The sequence below is a fragment of the Yoonia sp. TsM2_T14_4 genome (assembly GCF_049602355.1).
GTDB classification, from domain to species: domain Bacteria; phylum Pseudomonadota; class Alphaproteobacteria; order Rhodobacterales; family Rhodobacteraceae; genus Yoonia; species Yoonia vestfoldensis_A.
The window spans coordinates 1,357,853-1,369,958 of record NZ_CP187137.1 but is presented as its reverse complement, the minus strand read 5'-3'; the positions used below and the strand labels follow the sequence as shown (position 1 = coordinate 1,369,958).

Annotated in this window: 13 protein-coding genes and 1 other RNA gene; 5 read left to right on the top strand and 9 right to left on the bottom strand. The window is 61.3% G+C overall.

The window, feature by feature from the left end:
- Positions 1 to 4: 4 nt before the first annotated feature.
- The 9 genes from chrA to ACPF9B_RS06690 form a co-directional block, all read right to left on the bottom strand.
- Positions 5 to 1,255: a chromate efflux transporter gene (gene chrA, locus ACPF9B_RS06730; protein ID WP_424180159.1), complete on the bottom strand. Its 1,251-nt coding sequence runs from the start codon at positions 1,253 to 1,255 to the stop codon at positions 5 to 7.
- Between the two features lie 11 nt (positions 1,256 to 1,266).
- Entirely contained in the window at positions 1,267 to 1,914 is a 648-nt protein-coding gene (locus tag ACPF9B_RS06725; protein WP_424180157.1) for a DUF1194 domain-containing protein, read from the bottom strand.
- Positions 1,915 to 2,009: 95 nt separating this feature from the next.
- Positions 2,010 to 2,359, bottom strand: a transfer-messenger RNA (tmRNA) gene (ssrA, locus tag ACPF9B_RS06720).
- The gene (locus ACPF9B_RS06715) at positions 2,345 to 2,701 is read right to left on the bottom strand and encodes a DUF4345 family protein (protein ID WP_007204660.1); all 357 of its coding nucleotides are present in this window, start codon (positions 2,699 to 2,701) and stop codon (positions 2,345 to 2,347) included. Before ACPF9B_RS06715 ends, ssrA begins: the two co-directional genes overlap by 15 nt.
- A 48-nt stretch (positions 2,702 to 2,749) precedes the next feature.
- Positions 2,750 to 4,099 carry an oxygen-independent coproporphyrinogen III oxidase gene (gene hemN, locus ACPF9B_RS06710; RefSeq protein ID WP_424180155.1) on the bottom strand — a complete coding sequence of 450 codons (1,350 nt, stop codon included), beginning with the start codon at positions 4,097 to 4,099 and terminating at the stop codon, positions 2,750 to 2,752.
- 60 nt (positions 4,100 to 4,159) lie between these two features.
- Positions 4,160 to 4,765: an SCO family protein gene (locus ACPF9B_RS06705; RefSeq protein ID WP_424180153.1), complete on the bottom strand. Its 606-nt coding sequence runs from the start codon at positions 4,763 to 4,765 to the stop codon at positions 4,160 to 4,162.
- 60 nt (positions 4,766 to 4,825) lie between these two features.
- Positions 4,826 to 5,278, bottom strand: coding sequence for a copper chaperone PCu(A)C (locus ACPF9B_RS06700; RefSeq protein ID WP_424180151.1), 453 nt, complete (start codon positions 5,276 to 5,278; stop codon positions 4,826 to 4,828).
- Between the two features lie 49 nt (positions 5,279 to 5,327).
- A complete protein-coding gene (locus tag ACPF9B_RS06695) occupies positions 5,328 to 5,726 on the bottom strand; it encodes a hypothetical protein (protein ID WP_424180149.1) in 399 nt (132 codons plus the stop codon).
- Positions 5,727 to 5,843: 117 nt separating this feature from the next.
- Complete coding sequence (locus tag ACPF9B_RS06690; protein WP_424180147.1) at positions 5,844 to 6,884, bottom strand: ABC transporter substrate-binding protein; 1,041 nt, start codon at positions 6,882 to 6,884, stop codon at positions 5,844 to 5,846.
- Between the two features lie 149 nt (positions 6,885 to 7,033).
- Between ACPF9B_RS06690 and ACPF9B_RS06685 the strand changes: the two genes are divergently transcribed.
- The 5 genes from ACPF9B_RS06685 (at position 7,034) to ACPF9B_RS06665 (ending at position 12,089) form a co-directional block, all read left to right on the top strand.
- Positions 7,034 to 7,768 (top strand): DUF2182 domain-containing protein, encoded by a 735-nt coding sequence (locus ACPF9B_RS06685; RefSeq protein WP_007204666.1) that lies wholly within the window; start codon positions 7,034 to 7,036, stop codon positions 7,766 to 7,768.
- A gap of 13 nt (positions 7,769 to 7,781) precedes the next feature.
- A complete protein-coding gene (locus ACPF9B_RS06680) occupies positions 7,782 to 8,423 on the top strand; it encodes a DUF1326 domain-containing protein (protein ID WP_007204667.1) in 642 nt (213 codons plus the stop codon).
- A 63-nt stretch (positions 8,424 to 8,486) separates the two neighbouring features.
- The gene (gene acuI / locus ACPF9B_RS06675; protein WP_424180144.1) at positions 8,487 to 9,470 is read left to right on the top strand and encodes an acryloyl-CoA reductase; all 984 of its coding nucleotides are present in this window, start codon (positions 8,487 to 8,489) and stop codon (positions 9,468 to 9,470) included.
- Positions 9,463 to 10,677: an aminotransferase class V-fold PLP-dependent enzyme gene (locus ACPF9B_RS06670; RefSeq protein ID WP_424180142.1), complete on the top strand. Its 1,215-nt coding sequence runs from the start codon at positions 9,463 to 9,465 to the stop codon at positions 10,675 to 10,677. Before acuI ends, ACPF9B_RS06670 begins: the two co-directional genes overlap by 8 nt.
- The gene (locus ACPF9B_RS06665) at positions 10,674 to 12,089 is read left to right on the top strand and encodes a cryptochrome/photolyase family protein (RefSeq protein WP_424180140.1); all 1,416 of its coding nucleotides are present in this window, start codon (positions 10,674 to 10,676) and stop codon (positions 12,087 to 12,089) included. The genes ACPF9B_RS06670 and ACPF9B_RS06665 overlap by 4 nt, the downstream gene beginning before the upstream one ends.
- The last annotated feature ends 17 nt before the right edge of the window (positions 12,090 to 12,106 follow it).

Sequence of the window (12,106 nt, the reverse complement as noted above, 5' to 3'; positions counted from 1 at the left end):
GCAGTCAAACTCCGCCCAAGGCAAATGTCAGCCCCAGTGCCGTGGTCGCCACCAGCGGCAGGACCAGCGCTAGCGGCCATTTCTGGCGCAACAGCAAGATCGCGGCCAATCCGGCCAGCCCAATCACCAGCGGTTGCAGGCTGGCCGGATCGGGAATGACCATGCTGATCACGCCGCTTTGCAGCCGCGTCACCGTGCCGAACATCACATGCAGCGCGAACCACAAAGACAGGTTTGCAATCACCCCCACGACCGCCGCCGTGATCCCCGCAAGGGCTGCGCGCAAGCGCGGGCGCCCATCCAGCCAGTCGATCAGTGGCGCGCCTGCGAAAATCCAGATGAAGCAGGGCACGAATGTCACCCATAGCGTCAACGCCCCCGCCGCCAGCGCCAAGGCCGTCCCACCCCGCGCCAGCCCCGCCACCATAGCCACGAATTGCGTCACAAGGATCAGCGGCCCGGGTGTCGTTTCGGCCAGCCCCAGCGCATCCATCATCTGTGGCGTCGTCAACCAGCCATAGGAAAAGACGACCTCTTGGGTCATATAGGCCAGAACGGCATAGGCCCCGCCGAATGTGACCACCGCCATGAGTGAGAAAAATGCCGCCACATCCAGCAGGAACGCGCTGCCCGACATCGCCACGATCACGACAGGTGCGGCCCATAACGCAGCACCGATCAGCAGCACCCGTCCGGCGGATCGCAGAAAGCCGCCCGGTGGCGGTGCTGTCGTGGTCCGGTCATGCGGCATCACCGCCCCGGCAATCCCTGCCATCAGCACGACAACCGGAAACGGCACCGCGAAGAAAAACAGCGCGACAAAAGCTGCACCCGCGATCAGCATATGCGCGCGCGACACCAGCGCGCGGCCCGCGATCTTGATCAGCGCCGCGATGACGATGACAATCACCGTCGCCTTGACGCCCAAAAACAGCGCCTGCACGACGGGCAGATTGCCGTAAACCCCATAAAGCAGGGCCAGTGCTGCAATTACCATGGCCCCCGGCAGTACGAACAACCCGCCGCCGACCAGCCCGCCGATCACGCCACCGCGTTTCCAGCCGGCATAGGTGGCCAGCTGCATCGCCTCTGGCCCGGGCAGCAACATGCAGAACGAAAACGCGCGCAGGAATTGCGCCTCGGTCAGCCAGGCGCGCTTGTCCACCAGTTCGCGATGCATCAGCGCGATCTGTGCGGCCGGTCCGCCGAAAGACAACAGGCCGATCCGGCCAAAGACCGTAAATAGTTCTTTCAACAGGGCATGTCCTAACCAACCACTTTGGAAATTTCGCGCAGGATCTTGGCCCTGATCGCTGCGGGATAATCCTGATGCATGCGGGCCGTCATGACAAACCCGTCCCGCGTGATGACCGCGCTTTGTAAAAAGTTTGTAATGGTGCGCCCCATGCTTTCGATCCCGATCCCGTTGATCGTGACTCCGGCACGTTCGGCGCGGCCCCGCACAAGGCGCACGTCGCCGCCCGCATTGGCGGTGCCGTCGGTGGAAATGTCTATCACCTTGCGTTTGCAATCGGCGACCGCATCGAATTGCGCCAGTGAAAACAGCAGCGCCTCGGCCGTGGCGGTGCCGGACAAAACGAAAGCACGCTCCATCGTGCGGGCGCGGCGCGACAGCTGGTCCAGCTGAGCGGCATGGCTGATCCGTTCCCAAGGGATGGCCACGACCTGGTCTGCCACCCCCGACCATTGCACAACGGCGACAGCGACACGGTCGCGCAGCATGATATCCACGATGGCGGGATCACGCAAAGCATCGGCCAAGCCATCGGTTTGCAGGCGGTATTCGGCGGCATCGACGCTGTTGGACACATCGATCGTCAGCAAGAGTGCTGTTTCGCACGCGACCGCAGGCGTGACCGACAGGGCAAAGAAAAACGGGGCAAGACAACGCATGGCCCAGCATCCTTGCCCCGCCAAGGCTTGGCAAGTCATTGCTGGCTGCAGTGATCATCACGAAACCGTCTGTGATCAGCAAAAATGGGGGGGAAGGTGCAGGTTTCTGTTGCCAGGTACCTGCGGACCCCGCCTATGGTCGCAAAACCATAGGGCTTAAGGTTTCAATAGTTCCGACTGCTTACGCAGCCATCGCCATTGGTGCTTTGTTGTCATTTGCAACTAGCTTTTTTGTACCGATAACGGTGGTAACTCACCGAGCCAAAGCAAACCCCTTTAGACGTTCGTCGATCCTGTTTCGTCCCCATGGCTGCCAAATGAGCAGTGTTTGGTGGAGACGCCGGGTACCGCCCCCGGGTCCGATCCGCGTATTACGAGCGCGTTTATGTCCATAGTCCCGAAGGACACTCCAGAAGTAGGCTTTCATCCGTCACAATGCAAGAGGCAGGTTCAGCGCCAGCGCGCCCAGACCAACGACAGCTTCGATCCCAAAGAACGTCCATTTCTTGCGTGATGTGCCGTCAAGCGCCAGCGACGTCGCGCGCCCTACAGCTGCCCCCAGCCAGCAAAAGCCCAGCATGGCATAGGCTTCTGGCCCGCCAATCATCAGCGCGCCCACACCCATGCCCACGAACAAAGCGCCCGCCGAAGCGCGGATTTCGGATGGGCCCATACCAGATGGCCCAGCCTGCAAATCCAGCGTTTCCAGCGTATAGCGCGGGGCGAGCCAGCCAAAGAAACCCAGCCCGATACTGGCCAGCGCAAAGATGATATTGATGATGTCCATGAATTGTTCCCTTTTTCAGTCCTAAAGCTGGCGCAACGGCCCGCCAGATCAAGAGGCTTGGGAATATCGCGCCGCCATCGCACCCGACCCGTCATAGGCATTGGCGATGATCCGCGTCAGCGGCCGGCCTTGTGGCAGGATGCGGATTGTATCGCCGTCGCGTACCACCATGCCAGCGAATTGGTCGAGTACCGCATCATGCACGGGGGCCACAATTGCAGCCTCTGGGTGTTGGTGCAGCACGGTCAGATCAATCTGAAAATCGCACATCAGCATGCTGATCGCCTGTGCGCGCAGCCGGTCCTGCGGCCCCATCGCATAGCCGCGATGGCCGGCCAGATCGCCCGCCGCGATCTGCGCGATATAGGCGGCGGTGACGGCGGCGTTCTGGACATAGCCGCCCGCATAATGCGAAATCGACGACGCACCGATCCCGATCAGGCTGGGGCAGGTATCATCGGTATAGCCTTGGAAATTGCGCCGCAGGCGGCCCGCTTGCATCGCTTGCGTCAGGCTGTCGGCGGGTTTGCCGAAATGGTCGATCCCGATGGGCAGATAGCCTGCATCCGTAAACGCGCGCGCGGCCTGTTGGGCCAGCGCGTACCGGTCTTCTTCCTTGGGCAGGGCTGCGTCGGGGATGAGTTTCTGGCGTTTGGAAAAAGTCGGCACATGCGCATAACCGAACAGCGCGATCCGGTCAGGATCAAGGCTGCGCACCTGCGCGATCGTATCGGCCAGTTTCGGCTGGGTCTGATGCGGCAACCCGTAAACCAGATCGGCGTTCAGCGATGTGATCCCCGCCGCGCGCAGGCTGTCCACGCAGGTCTTGGTTGCGGCAAAGCTTTGTTCGCGGCCAATCGCGGCCTGCACATCGGGGGCGAAATCCTGAATCCCGATACTGGCGCGGGTCATGCCCATCTTGGCCAGCATGGCGATTTTGGCATCATCCACCAAGGTGGGGTCAATCTCGACCGAGAAACTGAAATGATCGCCGGGCGGGATCACCGCCTTCACCGCCTGTGCCAGATCGCGGATCATGGCGGGCGGCAGGATCGTGGGTGTGCCGCCGCCCCAATGCATCTGGCCCATGCGGATACCGGCAGGCAGCGCGCGCGCCAACAACGCCAGTTCCAGTTGCACTACCCGCAGATAGTTTTCGACAGGTTTCAGCGTGCTGGTGCCTTGTGTGGCACAGGCGCAAAACCAGCACAGCCGTTCGCAAAAAGGGATGTGGATATAGACCGACACCGGTACGGCAGGGTCCAGCGCGGCAAGGCTTGCGCGTTGGAAATCAGCCCCCACCCCCGCGGTGAACGCCGTGGCGGGCGGATAGCTGGTGTAGCGGGGCACGCGCGCATCGAACAGACCCATGCGGCGCAAATTTGCAATATGATCCATCAGGCCATCTTGCAGATGATCCGGCGCGGTTTATTGCGCCAGATCAACAAATTTGCAAAATCAGCCCAGCTGGCCTGCAAAACAGGCGGTGATTTCGGCCACCTGTTCGGCGGGCGTGTCGCGCCGAAAGAAAGTGGCGAAACCCGTGTCCGGGAACATCAGATAGGTCTGGGTCGAATGATCGACCAGATAATACTCTGGGTCGCCTTCGACCGCGCGGTAATAGGTCTTGTAGGCTTGGGATGCCGCGCGCACCTGGTCGGGGCTGCCGGTCAGCCCGATCATGTCAGCGTGGAAATTATCGGTGAAATCACCCACAACCTGCGGCGTGTCGCGTGCCGGATCGACGGAAATGAACACGGTGCCGATATCCACGCCCTGATCGGCCAGAATATCCGCCGCGATGGCATTGCGCATCGAATCCAGCGGGCAGACATCGGGGCAGAAGGTATAGCCGAAATAGACCAGCGTCGGCTTGGTGATCACATCCGTGTCGGTGACGGTGGCACCGGTTTCCGAGACCAGCTCGAACGGGCCGCCGATAGCCGCACCCGCAACGGTGGTATTGCCGCAAGGGTCAGGTGCGGCATTGGTGGTCTGCCAAGTGTAAACCCCCAGCCCGACCGCAGCAGCGAGAACGCCCGATCCGATAATAACAGATTTCATATGGTTTCCTTTCGGGATGTGGCACCCCCCGCACGGTGGCGGGGTGGTGCCATGCCAGAATCAGTGGGTTTTGCCGTGGCCTGCCATGTTGCGTTTCACGATGGCAAAGGTAACGGGGATTTCGCCGGCCTGTTCAAAGACCAGCGTGGCGTCAATTGTGGCCCCTGCCATCAGCGGATTGCCTTGCAGGCCCATAAACATCACATGCAGCCCGCCCGGTTCCAGTGTGACGGTTTCGCCCGCAGGCACGGGGATTGTATCGACATGGACCATGCGGGCTATGTCATTTTCAAATTCGGTGGTGTGGAGTTGAACGCGCGGGAAATCGGCCAGTACGGCGATCAGCGTATCATCGCTGGTGCCGGTATTGGTGATGGCAAAAAACCCGCCACCCGCCATTGCACTGGGGGCAGTTTCAAAAGCGCGGGCATCGCTGACGCTGATCGCGCTATCTGCCGTGGCCGTGGTGGCAATGGCAAGCAGGGCCAAGCTGGCCAAAAAGGTCGTTTTCATGAGGATATATCTTTCCGTTATGCGCAGGCAGGCTGCGCCGATGATCGTTTCAAAGAGAAGTTGAATGATCAGCAAACGGGGGCGCACGCGCCGGATAGGCATTGGCGATTTTCAGCTCGGGGCGTGCCGTGGCCTGCATTGTCCAGACCATAGGCTGCGCGGTCACCGTGGCGCGCGGTGTCAGCACGGGGGCAGGCAGTGTGATGGCCTTGGCCAGAATACAGGCTGCGCAATGGTCGCCCGCGCGATGCGGCAAATCGTCTTGCGCACAAAGATCGGCCCAATCGCCACCAGCCAGAAGATAGGCAATGGCCTGCGGTTCGGCCTGCGCGGGGCGATGCCCGAAACCCACCAGAACAAGCGCCATCGACAGCACAGACGCCAGCACCATACGCCAGATCAGGCGCGGGTGGCGGGCGGTCGCGGTGGTGTGACGCTGCGGTTGCATGCGCAGTGGTTTACGACCTTTCGCGCGAAGGTCCAGTCACTTTTTTTGCGCCAACGGGCCGGCAAAGAAAAAGGGCGGCACCATCGGCACCGCCCCCGTTCTTTGCAAAGGACCAGATCAGAACCCGGCTTTGATCAATTCAAACGTCTCTGCCATCCGTTCGCGGTCGTCATTGCTGGTCGGCAATTGCGCCAGGATCGGCACGTCAATGTCCTCAAGGCCCGAAGCGACCAGATCTTCTTCGGTGACCAGCGCGTTCAATGCTGCGGCATTGGCAGAGCCATAGCCCGCTTCCAGCAACGGCAGGACCGACGATTCCGCCAAAAACGCGTTCAGATAATCATAGGCCTTGTCCACGCTGCCCTGACCTTCGGCCAGTTTCACATAACCACACAGCCACAGCGACGACCCCTCGGTTGCTTGACGCTGGAACGCGATGGGACGGTCTTCTTCGACCATGGTGGGGTAGGTTTCGTTCCACGCCCAGCTGACCAGAATTTCGCCCGAGGACAAAAGTTGCGCCAGTTCGGCCGGATCGGTCCAATAGGTGCGCAGGTTCGGATGGACGGCGCGCAGCCAGTTGGCGGCGGCTTCGAACTGCTCATCCGTCACCTCTTGCCAGTTGGTGACACCGGTCGCCAGATAGGCCAGCGCGAACGCGTCATCAACGTTGTCGGGCAGCGTCATGCGGCCGGCATAGGCAGGGTTGGTGAACACCTGCAGGCTGGCCACATCTGCGGCAGAGACCTCGTCAGGGTTATAGGCGATGGCGGTGGACCCGAAATCTGTCGGGATAAAATAGGTCTGGCCTGCGCCGATTTCTTCGCCGGTCAGGCTGGCGTTCAGATCGTCATAGGCGGTGATGCGCGCGGTATCCCATGGTTCCAGAATGCCGCTTTCGGTCCAGCGCGTGACCGACGGCGCGCAGACATGCGACACATCGGCCCGGAAACCCGAACGCAGTTTCTGGAACGCCTCGTCTTCGTCGCCAAAGAAGGTGAAGGTCGGGCTGGCCCCGTGCTTTTCGATGTAACCTTGATGGTATTCCGGCATCTCGAAGCCGGAATAATCGAACACCAGTAATTCGGCATCTTGTGCAAAGGCTGTGGTGGCCAGCGCCATGACACAGGTGGCACCCATGAATCTTGTTATCTTCATTTTGGTTCTCCCGGTTGAAGTTGACGTGAAATCTAGGTGCGTGCCAGCCGCACTGCAAGGGTATTTGCGCATTGCCGGGCCGGTGATTGTCTGACAGGCTTTGGTGATACGGGGGGATGCTTAATTTGCTGGCAGACAGGATCAGGGGAATGGGAACGGCGCATTGGCTGCTGGTCTTTGGGCTGATTCTGGTGGCTTGGTCGGCGCTGTTCGTGCTGGCGGTCCCGGCTGATCTGCGCAGCGCCGCGCGGTTTTACGGTGCCGATTTCTGGGACACGCTTTGCATGGTCACGCTCGACGGGGCGGGCTATGCCAATGCCGCGCTGATGTGGGCGCTGATGGCGGCGGCGATGATGCTGCCCAGCGCCTTGCCCGCCTTTGCCACCCATGACGATCTGGGCCGCCAGACCGGCGTGCCGTTTCTGCCACTGGTGCTGGGCTATGGTTGCGTCTGGATCGGGTTTGCATTGACCGCCGCGGCGCTCCAGCTGGGGCTGTACCGTTTCGGGCTGATCAGCGCGATTGGCGACAGCCTGTCGGTCTGGCTGACGGCAGGGCTGCTGCTGGGCGCGGGGCTGTACCAGTTTTCCCCGGTGAAAGAAGCCTGCCTTGCCAAATGCCGCCGCCCGCTGACATTTTTCATGCAGCATTGGGACGAAGGGCCATGGCGCAACGGTGTCAGGCTTGGCCTTGTTTGCCTTGGCTGCTGTTGGGCGCTGATGCTGCTTGCCTTCGTGGGCGGGGTGATGAACCTTGCCTTCATGGGGGTCGCCACGCTGATCATGGTGGGTGAAAAGATGGACATTGTCGGTCGCTATATCACGCGGCCTTTGGGGGTCATCCTGATTTTTGGGGCGTTTCTCGTCCTGCTGCGCACGGTTTAGAAAGGAAAATATTATGGCTTTGGATCAGAACGCACTTGTCGGCACAGTGCCTTGGGCGATCAAAGGGGAATTGATCCTCAACTGCAATTGCACGGTGTTCTGCCCCTGCGTGGTTTCACTGGGCAAACATGCCCCGACCGAGGGCTATTGTCAGGCCTGGGCGGGCATCCGCATCGACGATGGCCATTATGGTGACGAGGACCTTGGCGGGCTGAACGTCGGGCTGGTGCTGGAAATCCCCGGTCTGATGGCCCGCGGCAATTGGAAAGCTGCGGCCTATATCGACGACCGCGCCTCTGCGGCCGCTTATGACGGGTTGCTTAATATTTTTACCGGCAAGGCGCGTGGCACCACAGGCCTGTTCAAGGTGCTGGTCAGCGAATTTCTGGGCGCCGAACGCGCGCCTGTCGTGTTTGAAACCGAAGGCAAGGCCCGCCGCCTGATGGTCGGCAAAGCGATTCAGGGCGAAATTGTGCCTGTTGTGGGCAAAGACCCTGACACCGATATCGTTGTCACCAATACCGGCTATTGGATGGGGCCTGACATTACTGTCGCCACGGCCACCAAGGGCCGCGTGCGCGCTTTTGGCCGCGTGTGGGACTTTGACGGGCGCAGCGCCGAGATTTGCCAGATTGACTGGCATGGCCCGCAATGATCAACGCTTTTTCACACGCGCGTTACCCAATGATTTCTGCTTCGCTTTATAAAGGATAGACCCATGTTCAAGGCCCTGATTGTCGACAAAGATGATACCGGCAAAACCCACGCCGCCGTACAGGACATCACGCTTGACCGGCTGCCCGCGGGCGATGTGACGGTCGCGGTCGATTATTCGACCGTGAATTACAAGGACGGGCTGTGCATCGGGCCGGGTGGCGGGTTGGTGCGTCATTATCCGCATATCCCCGGCATTGATTTTGCCGGCACGGTCGAGGCGTCTGACGATCCGCGCTATGCGCCGGGCGATAAGGTCGTGCTGACCGGGTGGCGCGTGGGCGAGGCGCATTGGGGCGGCTATGCCCAAAAGGCCCGGGTCAAGGCCGATTGGCTGGTGCCTTTGCCCGATGGTCTGACCACGCGGCAGGCGATGGCGGTCGGCACCGCCGGTTTCACCGCGATGCTGGCGGTGATGGCGCTGGAAGATCACGGCATCAAGGCCGGTCCGGTGCTGGTCACGGGCGCTGCGGGTGGCGTGGGGTCGGTTGCTACCGCGATCCTTGCGCAGCTGGGCTATCAGGTCGCCGCTGTCACCGGACGGCCAGAGACAGCCGATTACCTGACATCTTTGGGTGCCACCCAGATTGTCGCACGCGAAGACTTGGCCGAAACGGTTAAACGCCCGCTGGAAGGCGAAACATGGGGCGGTTGCGTTGATGCTGTGGGTGGCGCGATGCTGGCGCGCGTATTGGGGCAGATGGAATATGGCGCCTCGGTCGCGGCCGTGGGGCTGGCCGGGGGCGCGACCCTGCCTGCGACGGTCATTCCGTTTTTGTTGCGCGGGGTAAACCTTTTGGGCATCGACAGCGTGATGCAGCCTTACGACAACCGTCTGCGCGCCTGGGCGCGGATCGCGCGCGATCTGCCGATGGACAAGCTTGACGCGATGATCCAGCCCGCGACGCTGGCGGAGCTGCCGCAACTGGGCGCGGATATTCTGGCAGGCCGCGTCAAGGGCCGTGTGGTGGTGGATGTGAATGCTTGATCTGGCATGGGTGCGGGCGCAATTCCCCGCGTTCTCGGAACCCGGCCTGCAAGGACAGGCGTTTTTCGGCAATGCGGGTGGGTCCTATGCCTGCCAGCAGGTCATCGACCGGCTGCACCGGTTTTACACCCAGCGCAAGGTCCAGCCCTATTCGGCTTACGAGGCCTCGCGCCTTGGCGGCGCGGAAATGGACGAGGCTCGCACGCGGCTGGCCGCGATGTTGGGGGTGGCACGGCACGAATTGTCCTTTGGCCCCTCCACCACGCAGAATACCTATGTGCTGGCGCAGGCCGTGCGCCGCTGGATCAAGCCGGGGCAAAAGATCATCGTCACCAATCAGGACCACGAGGCCAATTCCGGCCCGTGGCGCAGGCTGGCCGAGGATGGCGTGCGCGTGGTCGAATGGCAGCTTGATCCCGCCACGGGGCTGCTGAACCCCGATGATCTGGCGCAGCTTTTGGGTGATGATACAGCTTTGGTCTGTTTTCCCCATTGTTCCAACGTGGTAGGGGCCATAAATGATGTGGCAGCCATCACGCAGGTCGCCAAATCGGCAGGCGCGCGGGTCTGTGTTGACGGGGTCAGCTATGCGCCACATGGCTTTGCCGATGTTGGCGCGCTGGGGTGCGATGTTTATCTGTTCAGCGCCTATAAAACCTATGGCCCGCATCAAGGGATCATGGTGATCCGCGAAGATTTCGGGTTTGAGCTGCCCAATCAGGGGCACCATTTCAACGGTGATGTGCTCTATAAACGCTTCACCCCCGTAGGCCCGGATCATGCGCAGATCGCGGCCAGTGCCGGTATGGCGGATTATTTCGATGCCATGTCTCAGCATCACGGCGGTGGCACCGGTGCCTCTGCCGCGCGGCTGTCACATGACCTGATGCGCGCGCAGGAAATCGCCTTGCTGACGCCGCTGCTGGATTATGTCAGCGCCAAAAACTCGGTTCGGCTGATCGGCCCTGCGGATGCCAAAACCCGCGCGCCGACCGTGGCGATGGCCTTGCAAGGCAATGCTGCCGATGTCGCCGCACGGCTGGTGCCGTTCGGGATCATGGCCGAGGGCGGTGATTTTTATGCCCAGCGTCCCTTGCAGGCGATGGGGGTCGATCTGGACAAAGGCGTGCTGCGGGTCAGTTTCACGCATTACACCAGCATGGCAGAGGTTGACCAGCTGATGGCGGCGCTAGATCAGGTGCTATGACACAAACACCGATCATCGTGTGGGTCCGCCGCGACCTGCGGCTTGCCGACCATCCCGCGCTCACCGCTGCCTGCGAAAGCGGGCAGCCTGTGATTGCTGTGTATATCCACGACGATCAGGTGGCCTCGCTGGGGGGCGCGCAGAAACTGCGGCTGGATCTGGCACTGGCGCAATTTGGCAAGACGTTGGCGGATCGGGGCAGCAGGCTGATCCTGCGCAAGGGTCCGGCGCTTGGCGTGTTGCGCGATCTGATCCGTGAAACGGGGGCAGGGGCTGTTTACTGGTCGCGGCTTTACCATGCGGCGGCCAATGACCGCGATGCAGCTGTGAAATCTGCGCTGAAAGCAGACGGGATCGTGGCGCGCAGTTTCACCGGACATCTGCTGTTCGAACCTTGGACAGTCGCCACCAAGACGGGCGGCTTTTACAAGGTCTACACCCCGATGTGGAACGCTGTGCGGGGCAATGAAGTCGCCGAACCCCTGCCTTGCCCTGCGAAAATCACGGCCCCCGCCGTTTGGCCTGCCAGCGACGCGCTGGCCGATTGGCAGCTGCGCCGCGCGGTGCAGCGGGGGGGCGATATTCTGGCCCGCCATTGCACCGTGGGCGAAGATGCAGCGCGTGACAGGCTGGATGCATTTATTGCCGACCGCGTCGCTGATTACGTCAAGGGCCGCGACTTGCCCGCGATCAAAGGCACGTCGAACCTGTCCGAAAATCTGACTTTCGGCGAAATCAGCCCGCGCATGTGCTGGCATGCGGGCCAGCGCGCCTTGCGCGACGGCAAGGCCGATGCCGAGGTGTTTCTCAAAGAACTGGTCTGGCGCGAATTCGCCTATCATCTGGCGCATCACACGCCGCGTATCCTGACGGATAATTGGAAAGAGGATTGGGATGCTTTCGCGTGGAATACCCAGATCACGCCAGAGGTGGCGGCATGGCAACAAGGGCGCACCGGCATCCCCTTTGTCGATGCCGCCATGCGCGAGATGTATGTCACCGGCACCATGCATAACCGGGGCCGGATGATTGTCGCATCCTACCTGACCAAGCATCTGCTGACGCATTGGAAAATCGGGCTGGATTGGTTCGCCGATCACCTGATCGACTGGGACCCCGCCAGCAATGCGATGGGCTGGCAATGGTCGGCAGGGTCGGGGCCGGATGCGACGCCCTATTTCCGCGTGTTCAATCCGGTGACGCAGCTGGATAAATTCGACAAAGACCGCGCCTATGTCAAACGCTGGATCGCGGAACGGTACCGCAGCCCGCAAGACAGCGCGCTGACCTATTTCGAAATGATCCCGCAAAGCTGGCAGATGCGCCCTGACGCCGCCTATCCCGACCCCGTGGTCACCCCCGAACAGGGCCGGACCCGCGCGCTTGACGCCTACGGCAACCGCGGATTTTGAACCATGCAGTGACTTTT